This window comes from Synechococcus sp. CC9616 (assembly GCF_000515235.1).
GTDB lineage: Bacteria > Cyanobacteriota > Cyanobacteriia > PCC-6307 > Cyanobiaceae > Parasynechococcus.
Genome location: NZ_KI911558.1, coordinates 785510 through 810521, shown reverse-complemented (window position 1 = coordinate 810521; position 25012 = coordinate 785510). Strand labels below are relative to the sequence as shown.

The 25012-nt window shown below is 53.5% G+C and carries 26 protein-coding genes; 15 read left to right on the top strand and 11 right to left on the bottom strand.

What is annotated here, in order from left to right; all coding sequences use genetic code 11:
• Positions 1–27: 27 nt before the first annotated feature.
• The 3 genes from pstB to pstC are packed head-to-tail and all read right to left on the bottom strand — an operon-like array spanning position 28 to position 2762.
• Positions 28–849: a phosphate ABC transporter ATP-binding protein PstB gene (pstB, locus tag SYN9616_RS0104615; protein ID WP_028952075.1), complete on the bottom strand. Its 822-nt coding sequence runs from the start codon at positions 847–849 to the stop codon at positions 28–30.
• Between the two features lie 56 nt (positions 850–905).
• Positions 906–1808, bottom strand: coding sequence for a phosphate ABC transporter permease PstA (pstA, locus tag SYN9616_RS0104610; RefSeq protein ID WP_028952074.1), 903 nt, complete (start codon positions 1806–1808; stop codon positions 906–908).
• A gap of 3 nt (positions 1809–1811) precedes the next feature.
• Complete coding sequence (pstC, locus tag SYN9616_RS0104605; protein ID WP_028952073.1) at positions 1812–2762, bottom strand: phosphate ABC transporter permease subunit PstC; 951 nt, start codon at positions 2760–2762, stop codon at positions 1812–1814.
• A 131-nt stretch (positions 2763–2893) separates the two neighbouring features.
• Between pstC and dnaK the strand changes: the two genes are divergently transcribed.
• The 4 genes from dnaK (at position 2894) to murQ (ending at position 7233) form a co-directional block, all read left to right on the top strand.
• The gene (dnaK, locus tag SYN9616_RS0104600; protein ID WP_028952072.1) at positions 2894–4888 is read left to right on the top strand and encodes a molecular chaperone DnaK; all 1995 of its coding nucleotides are present in this window, start codon (positions 2894–2896) and stop codon (positions 4886–4888) included.
• Positions 4872–5783: a DnaJ C-terminal domain-containing protein gene (locus SYN9616_RS0104595; RefSeq protein ID WP_028952071.1), complete on the top strand. Its 912-nt coding sequence runs from the start codon at positions 4872–4874 to the stop codon at positions 5781–5783. The genes dnaK and SYN9616_RS0104595 overlap by 17 nt, the downstream gene beginning before the upstream one ends.
• Before the next feature lie 82 nt (positions 5784–5865).
• Positions 5866–6282 (top strand): DUF3110 domain-containing protein, encoded by a 417-nt coding sequence (locus SYN9616_RS0104590; RefSeq protein WP_028952070.1) that lies wholly within the window; start codon positions 5866–5868, stop codon positions 6280–6282.
• 3 nt (positions 6283–6285) lie between these two features.
• Entirely contained in the window at positions 6286–7233 is a 948-nt protein-coding gene (murQ, locus tag SYN9616_RS0104585) for an N-acetylmuramic acid 6-phosphate etherase (RefSeq protein WP_028952069.1), read from the top strand.
• On the opposite strand, the gene mtnP is transcribed toward murQ, so the two are convergent.
• On the bottom strand, positions 7224–8132 hold the full coding sequence (gene mtnP / locus SYN9616_RS0104580; RefSeq protein WP_028952068.1) for an S-methyl-5'-thioadenosine phosphorylase: 909 nt from the start codon (positions 8130–8132) through the stop codon (positions 7224–7226). The two genes, murQ and mtnP, sit on opposite strands and share 10 nt — an antisense overlap.
• A 41-nt stretch (positions 8133–8173) precedes the next feature.
• On the opposite strand from mtnP, the gene SYN9616_RS0104575 reads away from it, so the two are divergent.
• A complete protein-coding gene (locus SYN9616_RS0104575; RefSeq protein ID WP_028952067.1) occupies positions 8174–8614 on the top strand; it encodes a peptidylprolyl isomerase in 441 nt (146 codons plus the stop codon).
• A gap of 1 nt (position 8615) precedes the next feature.
• Here the strand turns inward: SYN9616_RS0104575 and ribBA are convergent, their stop codons facing one another.
• Positions 8616–10214 (bottom strand): bifunctional 3,4-dihydroxy-2-butanone-4-phosphate synthase/GTP cyclohydrolase II, encoded by a 1599-nt coding sequence (gene ribBA, locus SYN9616_RS0104570; protein WP_084218302.1) that lies wholly within the window; start codon positions 10212–10214, stop codon positions 8616–8618.
• A gap of 68 nt (positions 10215–10282) precedes the next feature.
• On the opposite strand from ribBA, the gene argC reads away from it, so the two are divergent.
• Positions 10283–11389 carry an N-acetyl-gamma-glutamyl-phosphate reductase gene (gene argC, locus SYN9616_RS0104565; RefSeq protein WP_369791922.1) on the top strand — a complete coding sequence of 369 codons (1107 nt, stop codon included), beginning with the start codon at positions 10283–10285 and terminating at the stop codon, positions 11387–11389.
• Here argC and purN read toward each other — a convergent pair.
• Positions 11380–12051, bottom strand: coding sequence for a phosphoribosylglycinamide formyltransferase (gene purN, locus SYN9616_RS0104560; RefSeq protein WP_037991292.1), 672 nt, complete (start codon positions 12049–12051; stop codon positions 11380–11382). The genes argC and purN overlap by 10 nt on opposite strands.
• Positions 12052–12058: 7 nt before the next feature.
• On the opposite strand from purN, the gene SYN9616_RS15200 reads away from it, so the two are divergent.
• From SYN9616_RS15200 to SYN9616_RS0104540, 4 genes are read left to right on the top strand one after another with little or no spacing between them, the layout of a single operon-like run.
• Positions 12059–12412 (top strand): hypothetical protein, encoded by a 354-nt coding sequence (locus SYN9616_RS15200; RefSeq protein ID WP_051410944.1) that lies wholly within the window; start codon positions 12059–12061, stop codon positions 12410–12412.
• A 1-nt stretch (position 12413) separates the two neighbouring features.
• Positions 12414–14114 (top strand): M61 family metallopeptidase, encoded by a 1701-nt coding sequence (locus tag SYN9616_RS0104550; RefSeq protein ID WP_028952063.1) that lies wholly within the window; start codon positions 12414–12416, stop codon positions 14112–14114.
• Complete coding sequence (locus SYN9616_RS0104545) at positions 14096–15022, top strand: peptidoglycan recognition family protein (RefSeq protein WP_028952062.1); 927 nt, start codon at positions 14096–14098, stop codon at positions 15020–15022. The genes SYN9616_RS0104550 and SYN9616_RS0104545 overlap by 19 nt, the downstream gene beginning before the upstream one ends.
• Positions 15023–15028: 6 nt before the next feature.
• A complete protein-coding gene (locus SYN9616_RS0104540; protein WP_028952061.1) occupies positions 15029–16639 on the top strand; it encodes a permease in 1611 nt (536 codons plus the stop codon).
• A gap of 743 nt (positions 16640–17382) precedes the next feature.
• Here the strand turns inward: SYN9616_RS0104540 and SYN9616_RS0104535 are convergent.
• Positions 17383–17562 (bottom strand): hypothetical protein, encoded by a 180-nt coding sequence (locus tag SYN9616_RS0104535; protein ID WP_028952060.1) that lies wholly within the window; start codon positions 17560–17562, stop codon positions 17383–17385.
• A gap of 460 nt (positions 17563–18022) precedes the next feature.
• Between SYN9616_RS0104535 and SYN9616_RS0104525 the strand changes: the two genes are divergently transcribed.
• On the top strand, positions 18023–18787 hold the full coding sequence (locus SYN9616_RS0104525) for a hypothetical protein (protein WP_232200022.1): 765 nt from the start codon (positions 18023–18025) through the stop codon (positions 18785–18787).
• Positions 18788–19503: 716 nt separating this feature from the next.
• Here SYN9616_RS0104525 and SYN9616_RS0104520 read toward each other — a convergent pair.
• Positions 19504–19776, bottom strand: coding sequence for a hypothetical protein (locus tag SYN9616_RS0104520; RefSeq protein WP_232200018.1), 273 nt, complete (start codon positions 19774–19776; stop codon positions 19504–19506).
• Positions 19777–19905: 129 nt separating this feature from the next.
• Between SYN9616_RS0104520 and SYN9616_RS17095 the strand changes: the two genes are divergently transcribed.
• From SYN9616_RS17095 to SYN9616_RS17090, 3 genes are all read left to right on the top strand, one after another.
• Positions 19906–20256, top strand: coding sequence for a hypothetical protein (locus tag SYN9616_RS17095; RefSeq protein WP_232200015.1), 351 nt, complete (start codon positions 19906–19908; stop codon positions 20254–20256).
• A gap of 152 nt (positions 20257–20408) precedes the next feature.
• Positions 20409–20828, top strand: a complete 420-nt coding sequence (locus SYN9616_RS0104510; RefSeq protein ID WP_156918669.1) for a hypothetical protein — start codon at positions 20409–20411, stop codon at positions 20826–20828.
• A gap of 445 nt (positions 20829–21273) precedes the next feature.
• Positions 21274–21618 carry a hypothetical protein gene (locus SYN9616_RS17090; protein ID WP_156918668.1) on the top strand — a complete coding sequence of 115 codons (345 nt, stop codon included), beginning with the start codon at positions 21274–21276 and terminating at the stop codon, positions 21616–21618.
• 419 nt (positions 21619–22037) lie between these two features.
• On the opposite strand, the gene SYN9616_RS0104505 is transcribed toward SYN9616_RS17090, so the two are convergent.
• The 3 genes from SYN9616_RS0104505 to SYN9616_RS0104495 all read right to left on the bottom strand — a co-directional run bounded on the left by SYN9616_RS0104505 (position 22038) and on the right by SYN9616_RS0104495 (position 24023).
• The gene (locus SYN9616_RS0104505; RefSeq protein WP_028952055.1) at positions 22038–22283 is read right to left on the bottom strand and encodes a hypothetical protein; all 246 of its coding nucleotides are present in this window, start codon (positions 22281–22283) and stop codon (positions 22038–22040) included.
• A gap of 207 nt (positions 22284–22490) precedes the next feature.
• On the bottom strand, positions 22491–22817 hold the full coding sequence (locus SYN9616_RS17085; RefSeq protein WP_156918667.1) for a hypothetical protein: 327 nt from the start codon (positions 22815–22817) through the stop codon (positions 22491–22493).
• 465 nt (positions 22818–23282) lie between these two features.
• The gene (locus tag SYN9616_RS0104495) at positions 23283–24023 is read right to left on the bottom strand and encodes a hypothetical protein (RefSeq protein WP_028952054.1); all 741 of its coding nucleotides are present in this window, start codon (positions 24021–24023) and stop codon (positions 23283–23285) included.
• Between the two features lie 96 nt (positions 24024–24119).
• Between SYN9616_RS0104495 and SYN9616_RS0104485 the strand changes: the two genes are divergently transcribed.
• Positions 24120–24941: a hypothetical protein gene (locus SYN9616_RS0104485; protein WP_156918666.1), complete on the top strand. Its 822-nt coding sequence runs from the start codon at positions 24120–24122 to the stop codon at positions 24939–24941.
• Positions 24942–25012: the final 71 nt, after the last annotated feature.

Sequence of the window (25012 nt, the reverse complement as noted above, 5' to 3'; positions counted from 1 at the left end):
GAGAATCAGGAGTGATGGCTGAAAGGATTAACCGAATCGACCAGATACATAGTCTTGGGTTGCTTGCTGCTGGGGCGAATTGAAGATTTTTTCGGTGTCGTTGAATTCCACCAAATAGCCCACTTTGCCGCTGCCGCCCTCAACGGCCTCGGCGTTGTAGAACGCGGTCATATCGCTCACACGCACGGCTTGCTGCATGTTGTGCGTCACGATCACGATGGTGAAACTCTTTTTGAGTTCGTGCATCGTTTCCTCAATTTTCAGCGTGGAGATCGGATCCAGTGCTGAACAGGGTTCATCCATCAAGATGACTTCGGGTTGGATGGCGATCGTGCGTGCAATGCACAGCCTTTGCTGCTGGCCGCCCGAGAGCGAATAGCCGCTTTCGTTGAGTTTGTCCTTGCATTCATCCCAGACAGCTGCCTGGCGTAACGAGCGCTCCACGAGCTCATCCATATCGCCTGAGAAGCCGTTGATGCGAGCACCAAAGGCGATGTTTTCGTAGATGCTCTTGGGGAAGGGATTGGGCTGCTGGAAGACCATGCCGATGCGACGTCTGACTTCCACGGGATCGACGGTGCTGCCGTACAGATCGACTCCATCGAACAGAACACGGCCCCTCAGGGAACAACTTTCGATCAGATCGTTCATGCGATTTAACGAGCGCAGAACGGTGGACTTGCCGCAACCGGAAGGACCAATGAAGGCCGTGACCTTGCCGCGGGGAACGTCGCAAAAAACGTTCTTCACAGCCTCGTAATTGCCGTAGCTGATCGTGACGTTCTGAATGGAAATCGCAGTGTCTTCAGACACCTGTTGCTGCTCGGTCTGGAGAGGCGTGACGGACATGGCTCAGAGAGGGAGCGGGTGGTCAGGAGAAAAGAAGGACAGGACTTACTCGTCGATCACTTGGACGCGAATTGGGCAAGCCAGCGGGAGAACAGATTGAGGATCAGGATCATGGCCACAAGCACAAAGGAAGCGGCCGAGGCCAGTTCGTTTTGGGTTTCGTAGGGCATGATCGCGAAGTTGTAGATCAGCACCGAGAGGGTGGCGATCGGGTTGAACACCCCATCGGCCCAGAAGGGAGAAAACAGTGCTGTAAAAATCAGCGGTGCGGTTTCTCCAGCGGCTCGGGCGATGGCCAGAACCACTCCCGTAGCGATCGGGGTGAAGGCCGTTGGCAGGGTGATGCGAGTGATGGTTACGAAGCGCGACGCGCCGACACCGAGAGACGCTCGCCGCAGATCATCAGGAACAAGCTTCAGGCCTTCATCCGTTGTTTTGATCACCGTGGGCAACATCAGAATCGAGAGGGCAACACCTCCAGCGAGGGCGCTGTAGGCATTACCGAAAACGATTCGACTGGTCACGATTGTTCCATAAATGAATACGCCGGCGATGATTGAGGGAACGCCGGAAAGAACATTCGTTCCGAAACGGATGAACTGAGCAAAGGAGCCTCCGCTGGAATATTCAGCCAAGAAAATCCCCCCGCCGACACCGACGGGGATGGCGACCAAGCCAGCGATGATCGTGACAACAATGGTGCCGATGACGGCGTTGCCGATGCCTCCACCTTCCAGGCCTGGGGGAGGTGGAAGTTCAGTGAACAGGGTGTAGCTGATCTTGGAGGCACCCTTCAGCAGCACATAACCAAGCACCAACAACAGGGGCAAGACGGCAATGCCAGAGAAGAGACCCGCGATGATCGTGAGAATTCTGCTGCCAATGTTGCGGCTGAGGTTGGGCTTGTAGGCCAGATCGGGACGGCCGTCTGCGGTTCTTGCGGAGGAGGTAAAAGTCATGGGTCAGTACTTGAGGCTCAAACGCTTCACCATCCACTGGGCGAAGATATTCACAGCCAACGTCATGATGATCAGCACGAAGGCGGCATACATCAGGGAAGACACCTGAGAACCATCGGCTTCACCAAATTGGTTGGCAAGCATCGATGCAATTGTGTTGCCTGGTGCCAACAATGACAAGCTGAAGTTGTTGGAGTTACCGATGATCATGGTGACTGCCATGGTTTCACCCATCGCGCGACCGAGGGCCAGCATCACACCACCAACAACGCCTGAAATGGCAGCTGGCAGAAGCACATTCATGATCGCCCCCCAGCGCGTGGTTCCGACGCCGTACGCCGCTTGACGAAGACTTGGTGGAACTTGATTGAGAGAATCGCGTGAGATTGCTGTGATGATTGGCAAGATCATCACAACGAGAATTAAGACAGCAGGTAATGTGCCTGGACCCAGCGGTGGGGTACTGAAAAACGGCAGCCAACCCAGCAAGGTATGCAGCAATTCGAGGGCTGGCCGAATGAATGGTTCCATCACGAAGATGGCCCAGAGACCAAGAACGACGGAAGGAATTGCAGCGAGAAGTTCCACCATCAAACCGATCACATTTCTGATCTTTCGAGGAATGATGTTCTCTGTGATGAAGATCGCTGTTCCGACACCAAGAGGAACAGCAATGATTAAGGACAGGAGGGACGTCACCAGAGTTCCGTAGATGGCGGCCCCGGCTCCATATTCATCATCAACTGGATTCCAGTCCGATGTCACTAAAAATTTCCATCCATAGCGGCCCATGGACTCCAGGCCTCCAAAGAAGACGACCACAAAAATGGCGAGTAAAATAAATGCCACCATCGAGGCCAGAATCACAGCAAGATTCTTGAATGCAACATCCACCAATTTTTCGGATGGTGGACGATGTCGAAGGAGATAAAGCTTGCCCGTATCGGTGGACATTCCTTGGAAAACGCACTCCGCCAAAGTATCGGTGACTTCTGTTTTGGTCACTAAGAACGCTTTAACGGAGCGGTATCTCAGAGTTGTGGGCTGGATGCTGTCGGTAGCGTGGGGGTTCAAAGCGCGCAGTCATGGGGCGGATCGTCGGGATTGACCTGGGGACGACAAACTCTGTCGTCGCTGTGCTGGAAGCTGGCCGTCCCCAGGTGATCGCCAATGCCGAGGGCGGTCGTACCACTCCGTCTGTCGTTGGGTACAGCAAGGATCAGGAGCTGCTGGTCGGTCAACTGGCCCGCCGCCAGCTGGTGTTAAGTCCCCGAAACACGTTTTCGAATCTCAAGCGCTTTGTCGGCCGTGAGTGGGATGAGCTGGAAGACAGCAGCCTTACCGTTCCATACACGGTTCGAGCCAACGACCGGGGTCAGGTCCGCATTCCATGCCCATTAACGGAGCGGGAGTACGCACCAGAGGAACTCGTTGCAAGCATCATTCGAAAACTTGTGGACGATGCTTCCACCTATCTGGGCGAAACGGTTGAAGCCGCCGTGATCACGGTCCCGGCCTATTTCAATGATGCTCAACGCCAGGCGACCCGCGATGCCGGTCGACTGGCTGGGATTTCCGTTGAGAGAATCCTGAATGAGCCCACGGCGGCGGCTTTGGCCTACGGCTTCGACCGCAGTGCTGTGCGTCGGGTGCTTGTCTTTGACCTTGGCGGTGGCACGTTCGATGTTTCCCTGCTGCGCATTGCAAATGGGGTTTTCGATGTCAAATCGACCAATGGAGACACTCAGCTGGGAGGCAACGATTTCGATCAGCGCATCGTGAACTGGATGGCGGATGCCTTCCTGAAAGAGCATGAGATCGATCTGCGTCGCGATCGCCAGGCTCTTCAACGGCTCACAGAAGCGGCTGAAAAGGCGAAGCAGGAGCTCTCCGGTGTGCTCAGCACCCCCATTTCTCTGCCGTTTATCGCCACCGGCCCGGAGGGACCGCTGCACATTGAAACCAGCCTTGATCGCTCGACCTTTGAATCCCTCTGTCCAGACCTGCTGGATCGTCTTCTCAGTCCGGTTCAGGCGGCCTTGCGTGATTCCGGCTGGGCTGCGGATGACGTCGACGACGTGGTTCTGGTCGGTGGTGCGACCCGGATGCCGATGGTTCAGCAGTTGGTCAGAACCCTGGTGCCACTTGATCCCTGTCAATCCGTCAATCCTGATGAGGTGGTGGCCATTGGTGCAGCGGTTCAGGCCGGCATCCTCACAGGCGAACTGAGAGATCTTCTGCTCAATGATGTGACGCCGCTGTCGCTTGGGTTGGAGACCGTTGGCGGATTGATGAAGGTGCTGATTCCACGGAATACGCCCATCCCCGTCCGTCAGTCCGATGTGTTCAGCACATCGGAGGCGAATCAATCCTCCGTTGAAATTCATGTCTGGCAGGGGGAACGCCAGATGGCATCAGACAACAAATCCCTTGGCCGATTTCGGCTGTCAGGGATCCCTCCAGCTCCGCGGGGGGTTCCGCAGGTGCAGGTTGCCTTTGATATCGATGCCAACGGCCTGCTGCAGGTGAGTGCCACTGACCGAACAACGGGCCGTAAGCAGTCCGTTTCGATTCAAGGTGGCTCGAACCTGAATGAAGATGAGGTTCAGGCCCTGCTGGCGGAGGCTGAAGCCCGGGCCGATGAGGATCGCCGTGTTCGCAAGCAGATCGAGCGGCGCAACCGATCACAGACCCTGGTTGCTCAGGCAGAGCGTCGATTGCGAGATGCAGCACTGGAATTCGGGCCTTACGGAGCTGAGCGTCAACAGCGTGCTGTGGAGATGGCGATGCGCGACGTTCAGGACTGTCTGGACCAGGAGAACCTGCAGGATCTCGATCTCGCCACCAGTGGCCTAGAAGAGGCTCTCTTCGGTCTCAACCGACGGTTGTCAGCGGAACGACAGGTCGACAGCAATCCACTGCAAGGGATTCGCAACACCCTCGGATCACTCAAAGACGAGTTGTTTTCTGACGAAGACTGGGAGGATGACCCCTGGGCGAACCCCGGCCGCCCTCCGGCACGCAGTCGCGGCATGAGCCGCCGAGATCTTGATCCCTGGGACGATGACTTCCGTCGCTGAACCGGATTACTGGTCTCTACTGGGACTGCCTCCAGACAGTGATGCCAAGCAGCTGAAGCGGGCGTTCCGCCGTGAGGCCAGGCGTTGGCATCCCGATCTCAACGGCAACGATCCCGTTGCTGAAGAGCGCTTCAAGCTGGTCAACGAGGCCTATGCGGTGCTCAGTGACCCGCGCCGTCGTCATGCCTGGGAGACGGGACCCGGGCCCGGTGCCGTTAACAACGATCCATTTGCAAGTGGATTTCCGGATTTCGAGGATTATCTCGATGTGGTTTTGGGTCGATCCGTCAGCACGGTGGAAAGGGAACCGGTCGCAGAGCCCAACCCCGAGCCACCGCCATCACCCCGAGCTGAACGCCCGGTCACGAGTCCTCCCAGTCCACCACCCATCAGGGCGAGTGAAGATCTGGAATCCCTTGTGGAGCTCACGCCCGAGCAGGCCTTGTACGGCACCACCGTCGAACTCACCTTGGACGGCGGCATGGTTGTGGAGCTTGAGACCCCCCCGTTGGCTGGCGATGGTTGGCGATTGCGGCTTGAGGGCGTGGCGGCCGGTGGGCGTGACCACTTTCTCCAGTTGAGGGTGGTCACAGCAGACGGTCTAAGGATTGATGGTTTGAGAGTCCACTATCGGCTCGAGCTGTTTCCTCCGGATGCTGCCCTCGGCTGCGCTGTGGATGTGCCCACTCTTGATGGGCCTGTCACCCTCCAGGTTCCGCCTGGATCATCCAGCGGCCGCATGTTGCGTCTGCGGGATCGCGGTCTGGAAATGGACGATCGACGCGGTGATCAGCTCGTTGAAATTGTGATCGTGATCCCAGCCGATCTTGGCGATGCTGAACGTGCTCTTTACCGTCGTTTGCAGGAGCTTGCCCTCGAGGCTGATGCCCTTTGAGACGTGCCGCGACAAATGATCAGCAACCAATGAGCCAACGTCAAATAATCGGTGACAGACTCCCGGTCTGCTTCGCGTTGCCATGAGAGTTCACGTTCTCCTCTTCGACGCCGGCAGCGACAGCGAAGGCATCCATTCCCTCGAGGTCGGCGGACGGACCGTGGTGCTTCTGTTTGAGAACCTCGATGATGCCGAGCGTTACGCCGGACTCCTTGAAGCCCAGGACTTCCCTGTCCCGACCGTCGAAGCTCTGGATCGTGAGGAAGTCGAGTTGTTCTGTCGCGATGCCGGTTACGAGGCACGCTTCATCGAATCCGGTTTCGTTCCCAAAACCGACGAGGAGCGTCTGTTTATGGCTCCTCCTGAAGCCAACAAGGATGTCAGCAACTGGCAGGAGGAGGACGAAACATCCCCCGAGCCGGTCCAAGCAGACGATTCCCAGGTTGATTCAAGTCCTGAGCTTGATGCCTTGCGTCAGCGCTTGGAGGGGTTGCTCTAAGCCATGGCCAATTTTCAAAAGGATCTGAAGCCTTCCGAGGACCGTGGTTACCTTCTGACGGAGCAGGCCAATCCCCTCAGCAAGACCCTCGATCAGCTGGAGACAGATGCTCTGGTGGGACTTTTCATCGAGGAGGATCAGCGACCACAACAGGCCGTCGCAGGGGCGGCGCCAGCCCTGGCTGCGGCTGTGGATGCCATTGCTGAGAGGTTGCGCAGCGGCGGTCGCCTCTATTACCTAGGTGCGGGGACTTCAGGGCGTCTTGGTGTACTGGATGCTGCCGAGTGTCCGCCCACCTTCTGCAGTGATCCTGAAATGGTGCAGGGGGTTCTGGCGGGTGGATCTGCGGCGTTGCTGCGCAGTTCCGAAGGCCTCGAAGACCTGGAGACTGCCGGACGATCAGATCTCGATGAGCGCTCGTTCTGTGCAAAGGACTGCCTGGTGGGCATTGCAGCAGGCGGCACGACCCCTTACGTGAGAGGAGGGTTGGCCTATGCCAAAGCGATTGGAGCTCTGGCGATCGCCATGGCCTGCGTCCCCACCGACCAGGCACCGCTCCCTTGCGACATCGACATCCGTCTTCTCACAGGCCCGGAATTGCTGACTGGATCCACCCGTCTCAAAGCCGGCACGGCAACGAAGATGGCACTGAACATCCTCTCCACCGCTGTGATGGTTCGCCTTGGCAAGGTGTATGGCAACCGTATGGTTGACGTTGCTGCCAGTAACAGCAAGCTTGTGGATCGTTCGCTGCGGATTCTTCGAGATCTTGCGGGTGTGGACCGCGAGCAGGGATTGCGATTGCTTGATCGAACCGATGGTTCCGTCAAACTCGCCCTGTTGATGGCAGCCGGCGAACTCGATCGCCATGAGGCTGAACAGTTGCTGGTTGATCACAACAAACAGCTGCGTACAGCTCTGGCCGCCGTCGGCAAGTCGCTTCAGATCTGATCGCAACTCCCCCAGTAGGGAGATGTCAGCAGGTCGAGTCGGCGTCGTGTCTTGATTGGAACGACATCCCTGGACGTCACCAGCGCACTGGCAAGAGCCGTATGGGCCTTTGATGGCGGGCGCTTGTCGACCAGTTGCTGCATCAAGCGAGCCAGGATTGGAGGGGTAGCTGCAGCATTGGCCTGCAGGTTGCCGATCACCAGTTCAACGCTCACATCGTCGTGCTCGTGATGCCAGCAATCAAAGTCGGTCACCATGCTGAGGGAGGCATAGGCGATCTCCGCCTCTCTGGCGAGGCGAGCTTCGGTGTGATTGGTCATGCCGATCACTGAACATCCCCAGCTGCGATAAAGCTTGCTTTCTGCGCGGGTGGAAAAGGCCGGACCTTCCATGCACAGATAGGTTCCTCCACGGTGCAGCTGATGGCCCTGAGGAATCTCTGCTTCCGCCGCGTCCGCTAACAGGTCGCTCAGGATCGGGCAGGTCGGGTCGGCGATGCTCACATGGGCGACACAACCATCACCGAAAAAAGATTGCGGCCGCTGATGGCTGCGATCAATGAACTGGTCAGGCACCACCATGTCGCGAGGTCGGAAATGCTCCTGTAGGGAGCCCACGGCGGACACCGAGATCAGCCAGCGGACCCCAAGCTTGCGCATGGCCCAAAGATTGGCGGGATAGGGGACCTCCCGGGGCAACAGGTGATGATCTCGGCCGTGTCGTGCCAGGAAGACGACATCTATTCCCTGCAAACGACCAAGCCGGAAAGTATCCGAGGGGTCGCCGAACGGGGTCTCGACCGCTAGCTCGCTGACGTCTTCAAGGCCTGGCATGGCATAGAGGCCACTGCCGCCGATCACCCCAACGCGGGCTTGGCTGAGATCGGGAGATACGGTCATCGGGGGTTTCATCCCTACACTCCAATTTTGCTCGCGCCACCATGACCAAGGCCCTGATGGACACCGACGCAGGCCTGATCGAGCTCGAGCTGTTCGATACCGACGCACCAAACACAGTTGCCAACTTCGTGAAACTGGTGAACGAAGGTTTCTACGACGGTCTGGCTTTTCACCGTGTCATCCCAGGCTTCATGGCTCAGGGAGGTTGTCCCAACACCCGCGCTGGTGCCAAAGGGATGCCCGGAACCGGTGGCCCTGGTTATCAGATCAATTGTGAGATCAACCCCCAGAAACATCAGGCCGGCACGCTGGCCATGGCTCACGCCGGCAAGAACACCGGTGGATCACAGTTTTATATCTGCTTTGAAGCGCAACCCCATCTGGATGGAGTCCACACCGTGTTCGGATTGACCGGATCCATGGATGTGGTGATGAAACTGAACAATGGTTCCCGGATCAACAAGGTGACCATTCAGAATTGAATCACTGGCTTGTCCGCCAGTGGATCAGACAAGGTTCATTGAACGCTCCGGTGAGAGCGTTTTCATCCTTGAGATCACTGAGCGGACAATCCACCCGTTCGAGGGTCTGCGGAGGATGCAGGGCTGTCTTTTCACTGGAGACGCGCATCAGTCCAAGCCGCCTGGTTTCAGACCAGCGGGCCATCGCCTTCAGCAACGGCGCTGGATCATCCGTTGCTGGCACCAGTTTCCAGACGAACTGGGGGCGCTCCCAGAGTGCCAGGAGCCTGGACGCATGCAGGGGTTCGAGACACAGACCCTGTTCTTCCGCCAGGGTTTCAGCGCGTTGGCGCAGATCGGGCCAACGGCTGCTGTCGCCGCTGACGGCGAGAGCAAGCACTGTGCAGGGACTGGCATCGCTGAACAGATGGCCGAGCTTGTCTCGCTTGGTGGCCAGGTACTCGGCATTGTGCCGCCCGGCATCCATCACAAGAGGAACACGCTCCTCAACCTGCAGTCCGTAGCCACCGAGCCCGGCAATTTTGCGCGGGTTGTTCGTGAGCAGCCTTAATCGGTGGATCCCGAGATCCGAGAGAATCTGCGCTCCCACCCCATAGTTGCGGAGATCGGCCGGAAAACCGAGTCGTTCATTCGCCTCCACGGTGTCGAGACCACCGTCCTGAAGGCTGTAGGCCTTCAGTTTGTTGATCAGGCCGATTCCACGTCCCTCCTGGCGCAGATACACCACCACTCCCTCACCTTCCTGTTCAATGCGTTGCAGAGCGGCTTCGAGCTGCGGACGGCAGTCGCAACGCAGTGATCCAAAGGCATCACCGGTGAGACATTCGGAGTGCATCCGCACGAGGACCGGTTCCTGCAGCGATGCCGGATCCCCTTTCACCAGGGCGACATGCTCTGAGTTGTCGAGCTCGTTGCGATAACCGATGGCCTGAAAGGCTCCGAACTGACTTGGTAACACCGCATGGGCCTGTCGTTGCACGAAGCGTTCGTTGGCCAGCCGATAACTGATCAGGTCGGCGATGCTGATCAGCTTCAAATCCCATTGACGCGCGTACTGCCGCAGCTCCGTCAGCCGTGCCATGGAACCGTCGGGGTTCTGGATCTCACAGATCACGCCGGCTGCGGTGAGACCAGCCATCTGTGCCAGATCAACGGCGGCTTCAGTGTGTCCAGCCCGCTTGAGAACACCTCCTTTGCGAGCTCTCAGAGGAAAAATGTGACCGGGTCGCCGCAGGTCCTGAGGTCGGGTGTCCGGCTGCAGCGCGACCTGAATCGTCCGGGCTCGATCCTCAGCTGAAATACCGGTGCTGACGCCATGTTCCCGGCCGGCGTCGATGCTCACCGTGAAAGCGGTTTCATTGGCATCGGTGTTGCGGTCCACCATCAACGGGAGGTCCAGCTCATCGAGCCGGGTTCCCTCCATGGCGAGACAGATCAGGCCCCGTGCCTCGGTGGCCATGAAATTGATCGCCTCTGGAGTCGCAAACTGCGCCGCACAGATGAGATCACCTTCATTTTCCCGTTGTTCATCGTCCACGACCACCACGCAGGCACCGTTGCGGATGGCGGCGAGGGCATCGGGAATGGAATCGAGTGCCAGGGTCTGGATGTGGGTGAGTCAATTGTCATTATCGATACCTGTACGATCAGGCGCTGTTATGGCCGCCCATGGACAGCAGCAATCCATCTGTGCTGACTGGCATGGCGTCGTCTCGGACGGCTCGTGTCGCTGTCATCGGGGCGTCCGGTTATGGGGGACTGCAAACCCTGCGATTGCTGCACGGCCATCACGGTCTGGCAGTCACATATCTCGGCGGAGAACGCAGTGCTGGTCAACGCTGGAGTTCGATTTGCCCCTTCCTTCCTCTGCCGGATGATCCGTTTGTCCAGACGGTTGATCCGGAACGGATCGCCGATGCCGCTGACTTTGCAGTTCTCAGCCTTCCTAACGGTCTGTCGAGTCAGCTGACCCCTCAGTTGTTGCAGCGTGGTGTGCGTGTTGTCGACCTTTCTGCCGACTTTCGCTACCGATCACTGGATCGATGGAGCCAGGTTTATGTCCAGGAAGCACAGAATCTGAAACGGCAGGATGCCGACCTCTGCCGTGACGCGGTCTACGGCCTGCCGGAGTGGCATGGTCCGGCCATCGCCGGGGCAGCTCTGGTGGCGGCCCCGGGGTGCTTCCCAACCGCGAGCCTGCTGCCCTTGCTTCCATTTCTGAAGCAGGGATTGATTGAAACTGACGGCATCATTGTGGATGCCAAGACAGGAACATCAGGCGGCGGCAGAGTTCCCAAGCAGTCGATGCTGCTGGCTGAAGCGTCGGAAGCCATCGCTCCCTACGGCGTGGTGGGGCACCGCCACACTTCGGAAATCGAACAGATGGCCGAGGAGGTGGCCGGCCACACCGTGCAGCTTCAGTTCACGCCGCATCTGGTGCCGATGGTGCGTGGATTGTTGTCCACCGTCTATGCACGTCTCCGTGATCCCGGACTGACCGCTGAGGATTGCACCACCGTGCTGCAGGCCGTTTATCGCCATCACCCCTGCATTGAGGTGCTCCCGGTGGGCACGTATCCGGCAACGAAATGGGTGCGCCACACCAACAAAGCCATGCTTTCTGTTCAGGTGGACACCCGCACAGGCCAGCTGGTTTTGATGAGCGCGATCGACAATCTGGTGAAAGGGCAGGCGGGACAGGGGGTGCAGTGTCTGAACCTCATGGCGGGGTTTGACCCTGAGACCGGCCTTCCGCTACAGGCCTTTTACCCCTGACGCCAGCGCCGGCCAAGCTGCATCAGTGCACTCGGCAGCAGACGATGTTCCTGCTCCCGAATACGTGAAGCAAGCGATGCGTGGTCATCGGTTGAAAAAACAGGGACGGCTGCCTGGGCAACGATCGGTCCGGCGTCGAGGTCCTTGCTCACCAGATGGACTGTGCAACCGCTGATCTGCACGCCGGCGTTCAGGGCCTGGCCGATGCCATCAAGTCCGCGAAAGCTCGGCAGCAGTGAGGGATGCAGATTGATGAGCCGGTCGGGGAAGGCATCGATCAGCTCGCTGGTCACGATTCGCATCCAGCCGGCCATCACGATCGCTTCAACGGCGGCGGCCCGGAACTGTCGAATCAACTCACGATCGAGTTCCTGGCGGTCACGAATCACGCGGTGATCCACCACGGCGCAGGGGATTCCCAGTCGTTCAGCCCGTTCGCGGGCCCCGCAGTCGGGATTGTTAACAACCAGCAGGTGAATCCTGGCCGAGAGAGCGCCATCATCGATGGCCTGCACGAGAGCTTCGAAATTGCTCCCGTTGCCGGAAGCCATCACCCCGAGCTGGAGTGGTGCTGCGAGTGCCTCAATGTTTCGGCTTGGCTCAGGATTCAGCAGAGCCTGTTCGTTCGAGACGCGATGGCTAGTGTCTGTCAAAGCGGGCATTCGGCTCATGTCCCATCTCTCCATCCTGCCGACCGTCTTCACCCGGTTGGACTGGCTTGAGCAATCCCTTCTCGATGAAGGCTTCACGGTGAAAAGGGATGCTTCCCTAACTGTTTTCGGCAAAGATTCACAGGCCGTGGATCTGTTGGCAAGGGTTGATCAGTCCCATCCACTGGCCTGGGTTCGTCGTGAGCAGGACGGAGCCATTGAGATGTTGGGTGATCTGCAACGAATCAGCCTCCACACCGGCTTGAGCGGTCGACTGCAGCGGGTGAGCCGGCGTTATGCCCTGCTTGAAGCGATGGATCAAATTCAAGGCCTCGATCCGGCGGTCGCACAGGTCAGCCTGACGTCAGCCTGAGGTGTCAAGTCCTGTTGTCAGGCTCGATCTTGATCTTCGTCAACCGGCTGGTCAGACCCTTCGGGTCCGCCAGACATGCTGTCCTGAAGCGTCGCGCGTCGTCGTTCAGCTACCGATCTGGACGCCTGGTTCCTACACCGTCCGAGATCACGTTCAGCACCTCCACAGTCTTGTTGCCCACTGTGGAGATGACCCGATCAGCGCGAGGCGGATAGGCCTGTCCCGCTGGTTGGTTGAGATGCCAAGACGAGAGGTTCTCACCCTCGACTATGCGATCGAGGCGCGCGACCTGACGGTGCGGACCTGTCACCTCGATCCCGACTTCGCATCCCTGAGCCTGGCTGCTGTCGCCATGGATGTGGAAGGGTGTCGTTGGCATGAGCATCGCCTCACAGTGGCTGTACCTGAGGCTTGGTCCGTCCACGTTCCTCTGCCGTTTGTCGATCAGGCATGGATTGCCGAGGATTTTGATGGCCTGGTCGACAGTCCTGTGCATGCCGGTTCGTTCGACGTGGAACGATTCGATGTCGATGGACACGGCCACGAGCTGCTGCTGATCGGTTCACCCCCCGGAGGCTGGCCCTCATCGCTGACGCAGGACATCACTTCGGTGTGTCGAGCCACGTGTCGATTAATGGACACGCCGCCGCCGGCGGGGGATCGCTATCAACTCGTGATTCAGATGCTGGAGAGCGGTTATGGCGGTTTGGAGCATGATCACAGCGCCGTACTTCAATTCAACTGGCCGGCCTTTGCGCGCCCGGGAGGACTGCGACAGCTGCTGCAACTGGTTGGTCATGAATACCTGCACCAATGGAACGTTCGGCGTCTGCGTCCCGCCGATTACAGGCCCTATGACTACGGCCGTCCGGTTGTCAGTGAAGGGTTGTGGTTCGCCGAGGGAATCACCAGTTATTTCGACCTCTCCACAACCCTGCTGTCTGGTTTCAGCAACCGGACACAGTTTCTGCAGGACCTGGGTGAGGAGCTTTCCCGAGTCCTGATGACGCCGGGCCGTTCAGTTCAAAGCCTTGCTGACAGCGCTCGCGAAGCCTGGGTGAAGCTCTACAAGGCAACCCCATCGTCGAGAGATTCCCAGGTCAGCTACTACCGCTATGGGGCCGCTACAGCTTTTTGTCTGGATGTACGACTGAGACAGGTCGGCAGCTCACTGTCCACTGTTCTGCGTGAACTGTGGGCGAGTCATGGCCGATGCGGGAGGGGATATCAACGTCAGAACATTCTCTCGGCCATTGCCAAACGGGATTCGTCCCTGGCTGCACAACTCGATGGCTGGCTGGATGAACCGGACTCCCTTCCGCTTGAGGCGCTGGTTGCAGCGTTGGGTTTGCGACTGGATCCGATTCAATCCTCTGAACCACATCACGGTTTGAATCTTGAGGATCAGGCCTCGGGCGTGGTTGTCAAGCGTGTTGCCCCCCGGGGACCTGCTATGCAGGCAGGTTTGGTTGTGGGGGATGAACTGATCGCTATCGGTGGTCGACGTTTGCGCCGTATGGCAGATCTGCCAATGCTGCTGAAGGGTCAGAGCCGTGTGCCTGTCCTTTGGTCCCGAAGAGGATTGATGAAGGAGAGTCTCTTGATTCCTGACGAATGTATAGACCGTTGGACACTCCGCTGGGACCCTGGAGCTACAGCTGAACAACTCGCGCTGCGCGATCGATGGTTCCAGATCCTTTAAAGCAGCGATTGACATCGGCTTGGTCGGTACTGAGCAGGCAGCCACTGGTGCTGGTGGCTGTGATCAGTGGCAGCGCGTTCATACTGTTGTTTCTGGGCTGGCTGGCATCGGATCAGCGCGATCTTTCTCACGCTGGTTCACGACCGTCCCTGCTTGAGTTACTCGATCAGGTGAGCAAGGAAAAAGGGAAATACATCGAGGAGGCTCCCTCCAACACACCGCCAGGCCCACCGCGAGCACGGTCTTGGACCTCCCCATTGGCCCGTCAATGCTCCGGAATTGATCCCAGTGTTCGTAGCCGTCTGGAAGCTTTGGAACGCAATCGCAAGGCATGGCGAAAAGCCCTGCCGATCGATCCAACGAACTATGGAGAGCGTCATAAGCGGGATGCCTTTGGACAGGCCCTCGACATCACACCTCGTCTGGTGGTGATGCACGAAACGGTTTATTCCATGACCTCGGCGATCAATACCTTCCTCACGCCTCATCCGCGCGATGAAGACCAGGTGAGTTACCACACTCTGATCGGTCAAAGTGGAAAGGTTGTCGACCTAGTCGATCCGATCAATCGCGCCTATGGCGCTGGCTACTCGTCGTTTCTGGGTGAATGGGCGATCACCAACAAGCGATTCAAGGGAAGCGTCAACAACTTTGCCTTGCATGTGAGCCTTGAAACACCCGCGAACGGTGCCAACAACGAGTCCCGCCATAGCGGTTACTCAGATGCTCAGTACGACGCCCTGGCGCTTGTGCTCTCAGGATGGATCAACAGCTTCAATTTGGCGCCGGCTGCAATCACCACCCATCGGCATGTTGATATCGGTGGAGAACGCAGTGATCCACGTAGTTTCGATTGGTCTGCACTTCAAGTTCGTCTGGCTTCGCTTGGTGACCTTTGTGTGTCCTGAACAAACGTGACAGCGTCGCCCGCCTCTCCATCCTGGTTTGTTCGCAGCGATGTGGATGGATTTCTGGGACTCGCCCTGGACAATCTGATCCAGATCCTGTTGATCGTCGGTCTTTGCCGTTCTGTTCTCGGCTATCCCGATGAGCTGCTGTTTGGAACGATTCTTCCGGCAACCGGTCTGAGTGTGTTGTTCGGCAATCTTTTTTATGCCTGGCAGGCCATGAGACTGGCCAGGGCGGAGGGTCGCGACGATCGAACGGCACTTCCCTACGGCATCAACACCGTCAGCCTCTTTGCTTACGTGTTTTTGGTGATGTTGCCTGTAAAGCTCTCCGCTCTCGGCAACGGCATGAGTGAAGAGCAGGCGATCAGCATGTCTTGGCATGCCGGCATGGTGGCGTGTCTTGGCTCCGGACTGATCGAGGCAATCGGTGCCTGGTTTGTTGAATGGCTACGACGCTGGTTACCACGGGCAGCTCTCCTATCAACGCTTGCAGGGATAGCGCTTGGCTACATCTCACTGGGTTTTCTGTTGAGAACCTATGCACAGCCGGTTGTCGGCCTCACGGTGTTGGCCCTGATCCTTACGACGTACTACGGCAAGCTTCGGTTGCCGATTCCGGGGGGATTGCTCGCCATTGTCGTCGGGATCCTTTTGGCTGCGATGACGGGCCTCCTGGATACGGATGTGTCGGTATGGAGTCGTCAACTTGATCTTGTGGGTTGGCATCCGCCGATGTTTCAACTCGATGAGTTATGGCAAGCCCGCCAACAGCTTCTGCCCTGGCTGGGAGTCATTATCCCGATGGGTTTGTTCAATGTACTGGGCTCACTGCAGAACATTGATAGTGCCGAAGCAGCTGGTGACCGCTACCCAGTGCGTAGCTCTTTGCTGTGCAATGGTGTCGGCACGGTGGTGGCAGCAGTCTTCGGGTCCTGCTTTCCCACCACGATCTACATCGGCCATCCTGCATGGAAGGCCATGGGCGCCAGGATCGGATATTCATGGCTGGATGGCATCGTCGTAGCCGTCTGCTGCTTTCTGGGGCTGTTCGGGCTGATCGGCCAGCTGATTCCGATTGAAGCCGGGATGGCGATTGTTCTATACATCGGCCTTGTGATGGCGGCTCAGTCCTTCCAGGCCACACCCAGATCACATGCTCCTGCGGTTGCTCTCGGTTTGATGCCGGGATTGGCCGGCTGGGGTTCTCAATTGATCAAGTCTGGCTTACGCAGTGGCGGCGCCGGTCAGGAGGGCCAGCCGTTTGGGCCAGAACTGCTGCTCAATCTTCAACAGACAGATGTCTGGGCTGGAGGTGCTTTTGCCTTGGAGCAGGGTCAGATCATCACGGCGATGTTGCTCTCAGCAATGTTGGTTTACGTCATCGAACAGAGATTTCTTGCAGCGTCTTTGATGTCCTTTGTCGCCTGTATCTGCTCCTGGTTTGGTGTGATTCATGCCTGGCGCTTCACCCAGGCAGACACGGTTCTGGAGCTCGGTTGGGGAGTGGGCTCCCAATGGGCTCTCGGATATTTGTTAATGAGTCTGGTTTTTCTCTTCGCCTGGTGTCTATCGCGACAATCAACTCTTCAACGTGAACGTCAACAAATCAAGTAGCAGAGCTAAATATCACACGAATGTCGTCAAAAGCTCTTTAAAGATCGTTCATTAGAGAATACGAGAATTTCAATCATTAACGCGTTAACAACGCTACATTTGATTTAATTAAAAAGGGGTAAGCGCTTGACTAAAGATTAATTCAAAACGTTTGATTTTGTCTAAATATTTTGACTTGTTATTTAAGCAGCTTCCTGCTGATATCGAGTGGCTTTCTTAGGCAGAACCGTTAGTGATTGGTTTGGGATTGGCACTTCTTCGTTTAAAAGTTTTTGGGCTTGGTTGACAAAATAATGGTATGTTTCGCGATCATGCGCTTGATTGGCAAGATTCATCAATCTTAGGTAGTGCTCTCCGAGAGGCATGGCAGGTTAAAATTCAAACTCTAAATTAGTCATTTAATTGATAATGTCTGTAGCAACTGTATCCATGAGCCCATTTGGTTGATCAGGTTGCCCACGGGCATTCATGCATGAATCTTGAATTCGTCGACTAATGCCTTGCGCTCTCCATCTAGTCCCTCTCCAGAGAGAAAAATTAGTTGACGACGTAACCAGATGTAAGAATCTGTATCAATTGGCTTTCTTGGAGGAGACGTCCATCCATCTTTGCGGCGAAACGGTTGAGCCATGACTGCCATGTCGATAATATCTTTAAAATAACGGGACGAAAAGATACGTCAATCAATCTTGTGTTGTTCAAAAAGCAGTTCTAGCTTTTGTATCGACTACAACCTTCGCTGCTCAGTCAAGTTCGTTTTTATGCGCTTCGTCCATTTCTTGAGCGATCAAGGGCTTGATCACCGGAACACGAACGGCATCTTCTTGATTGTCCTGCTCATTCAGGTATTGGGTCAGATGCTGAAAAACATCCCATTCATCAATGTCGTCCCTGGATCGAAGCACTTCCAACGCAAGGGACATCAGATGAGCTTTGTTCGTAGCGACTTCTCTGGGAGGCAAGTTAGCCATCGAAAAATATCTTCTGACTAAAAATAAAATTAGTTCAGAAGAACGGTGGTTCGTGAGATTACACAACCGGCCAGAGCAAAATATTTCTTTACCAAATTACGTTGTAAGTTGATTGCACGCATAAGACGCTGAATAGCGTTAAAAAAGCTCTGGTGTGGATTCTGAGATCGCTGAGAACGAGTATTCAGTCGGTTGCCACTCGTTCAAAGGGTCAATCTTTGATTGTTAATTATTCTCATTGATTTTAAATTCATTGAAAACTGCCTCGGCTTCTGCATACTCTTTACGTTCTCTCAAATAAAAAACCTGGGCTTTCCACCAATCCCACGTGTCAATCTGGATTAATTCATCGAGAATTTTTTCGCGCACGAGTGGATGATCAATGATTTTCAAAATAGATTCAAGTTTTGAGTTGTCAATCGGCTGTCACATTTTGACTGCGTATTTTGTAGCGGACACAACAAGAGCTCGCTTCTGGCAAAAGGTTCCATTGAGTCGGTTTGCGGGAAATCGTCAACAAAGATCGGAATTCTTTGCCTTTAACCAAAGAGGCCTGCACGATCTTGATGGCACAATTCAAATCAAAAGACAGTTCGCAGTGCCAATGGACCATTCTGAAGTCGCTCACGACGTAGCCATGGACCTGCCCGACATCGAGCCCATGCCCTTGGATCACTGGGAGGGGCAAGCGATCACGATGGTTCAAGGGGGTTATTCAGCGGATTGGTCGTTGATATCGGATCGGAAGGGACGTTATAAGGGCTGCCGGATTCGAACCTATCAATTTGACTTCAGCGATGAGAGTCCAGAGCCCTTTGATGGAATTACAGGCGAAATGACAGTTCATAGCCGCCGTTCAAAGGGTAGTTTGCGCTCAACGATTGAAATGAAGGTGGATCTTAATGATGATGGTCGTTTCTCAAAAAAGGAAATGATGCTGTCGTCTAGTCGTGAGGGTTATAAAGTTAAAGATCAAATCACTGATTATGTCTCTTCTGATTATGTTGAAGCTCAATCTCTGAGACAATTAACGCCTAATGGAAAGCTAATATTTCAGTGGGAAGAGTATCGTTATGCTGCACCAGTGATCCAATTTGACAACCAAGGGAAAGGCACCCATAATATTTTCGAAGGCTATTTCTCTGACCCGTATGCTGAAGAGATGATTGTGTGCTGATATCCGATTAATAGCACCTTTAATAGACCTGATTTGAGAAGCCAAGCTAGAGCTCACGACGCCATCTTTTTAAGCTTGCGAAAGTACTACTGGCAATGAAGTCGTTGACTTTAGAAGGTCAAGCCTTTCGGACTGTGTTCTGGTCCCTGGCTTCCTGCGTATCGTAGGCATGCAAAACAGTTGTGTTTCATCAAACAGATGTGAAGATGGAATCTCTATTGAGCGAATTCCTCTTTGTTGCCTATAAAACAACAAGATCAGACATGTTTAATGCAACGCATTCCCGGAAACTGCAGGGCTTGTCGGCGCCGACCGTTACCAAGACTCGATCCTCGTCCTATCACCATTGCAATACTGGGCACCCTTACTTTATTGATGGTTGCAGCATTAAATGGTTTAGCTTTGGTCTAGACGATGCTTGACAAGATTTAGGAATGGAGCAGTGCGTCATTCCCGGTCACCATTAGCGCGCAATGAATTCTAATGAAATCTGTAACGTCAGATTTGAGATGTGATGTGATGTTGTGGTTAAACCTCGTTTTAAAAGTAATAAATCCTAATGGACCCCTCCTCTTAAAAGACCGGTTTAAACCGTGATATCAGGGTTTGATTGGAAGCTGCCGTAAATCAACGCATGAAGTTCCGGGTCTTGCATGTAGCGCAAAATGATCGATAACAAAAACCTATCAGTTGCCACTTTGAAAAGGCTCGATTCTTCAGTTATGCAAATACTTTTCAATGATATGATCAAACAGACTCAATCCGCCGGAAAGGGTAACAAGTTCAAATTTCGGTTCAAGATTTTTCGGTCTTGTTACTCGCTGCAGCGGGCTCCCATCCGCAACCTCTGAACGCAGGTCTGACTCCAGGACAACCAGCAAGTCATCGAACAACACCATCGCCAGTGGTAAGCAGTGCTCAGCGACCTTCAGAAGCTCCTGTGACATCGCTTGGGGGTAATTCCACCTCCTATCAGCATCGCCTGTCAACTCTTCATTCTGGGCGGCACAAGCCTCTTGCATCGTTCTTGACAGTCGTTAAGTTCAGAAGACGATCACATCAATCGGCCAGACAACAACATTCCTGATAACTGTCCTTTACCCCAGTTCAACTCAATGATGTACGCAGGTAGCTGCAGCGGCAGGGTCACGCAAATAGGTGATATCAATCCCTATGAGAATCGTCTATCGATCTTGGTGACCGTTCGCGGCTCTAGCCACGGTGAGCATTTCGATGTTGGCCTCGATGTCCACGGCACAAACTGGTGTCAAATCCTGAAAGAAAATCTGCGCCTTGGCGACACGATTGTGTGTCATGGAAAGTTTAAAACAAGAGAAGTCAGGAAGTGCGAGCATCTGACCCCTCTCATTGACGTCAAGGGCTTTGTAGTTCCTGAGCATGGATTTGATTCGTTCGACCATCGCCGTACCTTTGAGCGTGAGCCGGAATTAGCAGGCAGTGCCCGCTAGATAACAAGCCACGATCGTCTCGGCGTGTTCCTTTTTGGATTTATTCGATCTTGAGCGCGCCATTCAACTAAACCTGCAGATGATGAGATAGCTAAGGCTGTAATACGAGATTGTAACAACTACTTATCATGCAAACAGAGATAGGTAAGAACATGACGGCAAAGAAGATTCCGCCTGAAAATACAATTCTCGATGACAATACGGATGAACATGCAGTTTCAGAATATGTGAGGAAATTTAATGGCAAGGTGACGAGTGACGAGCGAAAGCGGAGAATTAACAAAGTTGCAAAGTGGCTGGTCAACGGAATGAGCCGTCAAGATATCCTGCAGAAATCGTCCGAAATCTGGGATATCAAAGATTCTGCTGCTGATAAATATATCCACCAGGCACGCAAACTAATGAAAGAAGCCTACGATGTTGAACGGACATATTATGCTGCAGAACTATTGAGCAAGTATGAGAACAACTTTGCTCTTGCGCTTGAGAACAAACAGTTAAGTAATGCAATTGCCGCTGTTAACGGTCAGGCACGCTTGACGCGGATTGATCCAAGCACGCAGAACAAATAAGGGCATATTTGGACGATTCACTTCTCTCAGATATTCGCCCCCCTGGCACTCCCTCAATCGCCGCCGATCCTGCCAGGAAACCCGGTCCAGACCTGCTTCCGTCACAGGTACGCAAGCTCAGACCCGCTGCGCCGCAACGGATCTGTTAGTCCAGTCCAAGTCCAGCCCATACCCTGTGCCAACCAGTCCCCTACCAAGGGATTGCCATGCCAGATGGTGGTCGAGGGGATGAGAGATTGAGAGGGGTAGGTAGTGGCTGTCATGCAAAGCAAGCGCATCCCCTATCGGAGCTAATTATTCGCCAAATCAAGGGGATTACTTAGAACTAATGGGTGATGCTTAATTCAACAGAAATGAAACATTATGGAAGCAACAACTAACTTTGACAATGCCTTTCTCTGAAAATGCGAGTACGGAAGACTTATAAAAAGTAATGGCAGCAAAGATGAATCTTGAATTAACTCAACTAGCATCGAATCTATTATCAATATTGGCCACACTTGCATCAATTGTTGCTCCAATCACCTTAGCGATTACACGCGGAAACCCTTTTTGGCTTGCAATGTTCTTAACGTGGCCAGTAACTATGTTTTTGATGGGTGCAGTTAGACATGCCAATGCTCCTCTCTGGATGCCCGGTGTTGCTCTCTTTGTACTGTTTAGCGTTACTGCAATCCCTTCTTGGTACTGGTTCATTTCCCTTGCGTTAGTGCTTGCGTACCACCTGCAGTTCAATGAATTACCTGTAAAAGCGATGCGAGTCGAACAAGCCTGGAAAGAATCAAACTGAATAAAGTCGTGATTAATTGGCTTTCAAGAGAAGTCCTAACGTTTAACTATTCACCGTTAAACCATGCCTAGAAGAAGCAGTAGCCACCTTGACTGGCAATCTGAGGCATATCGTAGCGGATTGAGGTTTTCGTTACCTGAAGGCGATTCTGAGCGTGTTGATGACACTGCCGAATCTGAAGACGAAGCAACCAATAAAGATGGGTCGACTCCTCATGAAACAGTTGATGCTGCAGAGCTGTATTCCAATCCTACGTTGTTTGCTTGCATATTAGAAGCCAAGCTAGCCGTCAGATATTTTGAGCGGGCCCGATGCGTTGCGAACAAAACGTGGTCAAGCTTTGTGTCTGAAGATCTTTGAGCTGTGCAAGCTTTGGGCGCCGACCTGGCAGAAGCAAATGAGTGGGCACTGGAAGCTGGTTAACGACGTAACCGCTGAATTTTCTGCTCAAGCTCAATCAGCATCAGAGACCCTTTACCTGAGAAGGCAAGCCAGCAGACACCTCCGGCAAGACCAATGAAAGCAATCACCCCAAGCGCTATGCCGGCTGTTCCGATGTAAAGGTCCCGCTGGCATGCTTCAAAATCTGGGCCTGGCTCGCAGGTAGGCAAAACAGCCTTTAAGAGTCCCTCCTGTGCTCCAGGACCTGCACCTCCGTAAGCCATCAGTCAGCCTCAGCGAGCTTCAGTCAGTAGTGTCGCCACCTAAGGAAACTGTGCAAGCTGTGGGCAGCCACCTGGCAGAAAACGATGGGGTGGGCACTGGAAGCTGGGTGATCAATGCTCTGCAGCAGGTCTAATGTTCACATTAGGTACAAACTATCAGGCATGTATTGATCGCTTGTTGTAGAGCCTTTTTGCTGGAACCTACAACTAAGGTTTAAGTGAACATTCAGGGAAGCTCTCTAGCATGTTTTCTGCTCCTGCATTCCACATAGGGCTCGCATTATTCTCAGTCATTATCTTATTCACTTTATCCCAAGATAAAAATAATTCCTCTGTTGTAATTATACCTTTTTCTTCTGAATCACAAAGCAGATACGCCACCATCGATGAAGAAACATAATCACCAACACCTTCGCACAAATTAGTAGTTTCTTCTGTAGCTAGGCAAGCTTTATCTAGCTCCTCATATGTTTCAAAAGCCTGAACTGGAGCTGTTGAAAGAAGCAGTGCACCGATGAGTGGAAGGAGTTTCATGTTGACTTTGTTTGTGGATTGATTCAAATCTTGGTCAACCAGTCCATGAACAATCGTCGGATCTCCTGCTAATCCGTGACCTTATCGCTAAGAGATGCCGTGATAGCGCCTGGGTACTTGCTTTGAATGATCTGCTCTGCTGCTGATGGGTCTTCGGCTACGACGGACTGGAACCCAGCGCCGACATCGGGTATCGCGCAATAAAAGATGGGGTAACGGCTCACGGGTCGAAACAGGCGCTTCACAAGCTATAGCTATGGCTGGCATCACACGACCAAAACGTCTTACGGGTGTCGAAGTTCATGGTTGAGACGTGACTGCCTGAAGTGTTCCCCGCTATTGTGCTGTTGAAACACAGGCACTAAAAACTCCGCCATTCCTAACGGTATTGATCACTCAGAAATGTATTCTGAAATATTCGTACATTGCACTTATTTTAAGACGATATACTACTGCTTCCTGAGTTCATTTACTTAGATCGTTGATGACACGAATGAATTTCTTGGAGGGCTTAAAATAAATAGAAAGGCCACAAATATCGTCAGCCTTAGCATCTTTTAATCCCATATTTACAAATTTGTTTGATCTCAGCCACCATCCATCGATAACTATACTTCCATAATATCTGCCGTTCTCGTCTTTCTCGACATTTCTACTTTTAACCGTCGTCATCAAAGACTTCCTTGATTGATCGTCCTTATATCGTGGATGAAAAATGAGTGCTTGATTGGGATTATCGGAAAGCTTGCATTGAATCCGCTTTTTGATTTCAACGTCTTCACTATCAATAAGGTACGAAAGGGAGATCACACTTGCGTCGTCAGATAGATAGGCAAAACAGGCGTATAAATCAAGGCCATCAGTTAAAGGTCCACTGATCTTGCAATTCTGCTGCTTAAAATCAACAATAGTATATTTTCCATTGTCATCCTCCTTGTGAGTCACCAAGCCTTTTTCAGGCCAAGCCTGAGCTGGTGCAGGGCTGATGATGATCGACATAAGAGTTGCAGAGGCCGCAAGCAATTTTGTTCGCCATGCAGCCTGGAAATTAAACGCGGTAGCAACCTTCTTTTGATCGCTTAATGTTGCTGGTTTTTCCTCGCAATTCTCGTAACTTTCTATGATCCTCATTATTTGACTCCATGGTTTGAGTTTTTTCTGAGAGCTGATCAACGGCGTTTTTGATTTCAGGCCAAGCAAGGACATGTTCTGTGCTTCAAGAATACCATCATTCTTAAGCGGAAGTCCGGGTATTGTCTACATTAACAAGCAAACCTGCTCTAACCGTCGACGCTTTGACATTTGGGTAACCTCACCATGGGGGGGTTGATTGGTTCGATTTCAGGATTTCAAATCCACCAGATTGACTACAGGCTAACTCCCATGTGCCAAGCAATCAGCCTGTCCTTTTCGTCTTCAGTCAGAAACGGGGCAAGCCAATCCAGAAGCAGCTCTTCCACTGCTGATTTACCAAGGTTCTTTCAGCTCAACACAGAAGCATGCTCCGAAGCCCCTAACAATTCCTGTTTCAATCTTAGTTTTGATGTCACACTGAAATCAATGACAAGACCTAGCTTGATGCTTCGACTAGCGCCTGGACTACTCACTTCAGCTCTGCTGATAGCAGGTTTCATGTCAAATGCTCAATCTGCTGCAGCGTCCACTCCCAAAGCAAGTGACATGCTTGTTTTTGTATGCATAAGTGAGCTTGGGAGAGGGAGTGACGAAGCAGGTGAGAGCCTTTCGGAGGCAGAAGCTCAATACATGATGAACCCGGCCGAAGCTATCAAAGACCTTGTTTATATCTTTGATCGGTCTACCGGTATCGGATACGAATGGAATGAAACGGAAAATGCAATGGTTCCCTACAGACCCATTAATTTTGGTCAAACTATTTATGTTCATACACCACGTCTCTCTAAGGATAGGAAAAAGATCATTTTAGAGGGAATTGAATACAACTATAGTTCGGGCGACATGATGATTACATCTGAATACACAGAAACTATTAGCCTCAAATTAAACACGAGAACAATTATATACAAGAACATTAGCCAACCGAAAGAAACCTATCGATGTCTCAGGGTTCCTTTCCCCAAAGGTATCAAGTTCAAACCTGAGTAAATTTAGAAGCTTAAAAGTGTCCTGCCGTTCGCTGACGGGGGAATGCCTTCTATCCCTAACCAGGGAACTTG

Coding starts and splice junctions, on each gene's coding strand:
- SYN9616_RS0104505 (WP_028952055.1), bottom strand. CDS start 22,283: ATGGCTTACGGAGGTGCAGGTCCTGGAGCACAGGAGGGACTCTTAAAG.
- SYN9616_RS0104595 (WP_028952071.1), top strand. CDS start 4,872: ATGACTTCCGTCGCTGAACCGGATTACTGGTCTCTACTGGGACTGCCT.
- SYN9616_RS0104545 (WP_028952062.1), top strand. CDS start 14,096: ATGGTTCCAGATCCTTTAAAGCAGCGATTGACATCGGCTTGGTCGGTA.
- SYN9616_RS0104575 (WP_028952067.1), top strand. CDS start 8,174: ATGACCAAGGCCCTGATGGACACCGACGCAGGCCTGATCGAGCTCGAG.
- SYN9616_RS17090 (WP_156918668.1), top strand. CDS start 21,274: ATGAATCTTGAATTAACTCAACTAGCATCGAATCTATTATCAATATTG.
- murQ (WP_028952069.1), top strand. CDS start 6,286: ATGGCCAATTTTCAAAAGGATCTGAAGCCTTCCGAGGACCGTGGTTAC.
- dnaK (WP_028952072.1), top strand. CDS start 2,894: ATGGGGCGGATCGTCGGGATTGACCTGGGGACGACAAACTCTGTCGTC.
- pstC (WP_028952073.1), bottom strand. CDS start 2,762: ATGTCCACCGATACGGGCAAGCTTTATCTCCTTCGACATCGTCCACCA.
- SYN9616_RS17095 (WP_232200015.1), top strand. CDS start 19,906: ATGTACGCAGGTAGCTGCAGCGGCAGGGTCACGCAAATAGGTGATATC.
- SYN9616_RS0104535 (WP_028952060.1), bottom strand. CDS start 17,562: ATGTCCCTTGCGTTGGAAGTGCTTCGATCCAGGGACGACATTGATGAA.
- mtnP (WP_028952068.1), bottom strand. CDS start 8,132: ATGACCGTATCTCCCGATCTCAGCCAAGCCCGCGTTGGGGTGATCGGC.
- SYN9616_RS17085 (WP_156918667.1), bottom strand. CDS start 22,817: ATGAAACTCCTTCCACTCATCGGTGCACTGCTTCTTTCAACAGCTCCA.
- purN (WP_037991292.1), bottom strand. CDS start 12,051: ATGCCCGCTTTGACAGACACTAGCCATCGCGTCTCGAACGAACAGGCT.
- pstA (WP_028952074.1), bottom strand. CDS start 1,808: ATGACTTTTACCTCCTCCGCAAGAACCGCAGACGGCCGTCCCGATCTG.
- SYN9616_RS15200 (WP_051410944.1), top strand. CDS start 12,059: ATGTCCCATCTCTCCATCCTGCCGACCGTCTTCACCCGGTTGGACTGG.
- SYN9616_RS0104510 (WP_156918669.1), top strand. CDS start 20,409: ATGACGGCAAAGAAGATTCCGCCTGAAAATACAATTCTCGATGACAAT.
- pstB (WP_028952075.1), bottom strand. CDS start 849: ATGTCCGTCACGCCTCTCCAGACCGAGCAGCAACAGGTGTCTGAAGAC.
- SYN9616_RS0104495 (WP_028952054.1), bottom strand. CDS start 24,023: ATGTCCTTGCTTGGCCTGAAATCAAAAACGCCGTTGATCAGCTCTCAG.
- argC (WP_369791922.1), top strand. CDS start 10,283: ATGGACAGCAGCAATCCATCTGTGCTGACTGGCATGGCGTCGTCTCGG.
- SYN9616_RS0104590 (WP_028952070.1), top strand. CDS start 5,866: ATGAGAGTTCACGTTCTCCTCTTCGACGCCGGCAGCGACAGCGAAGGC.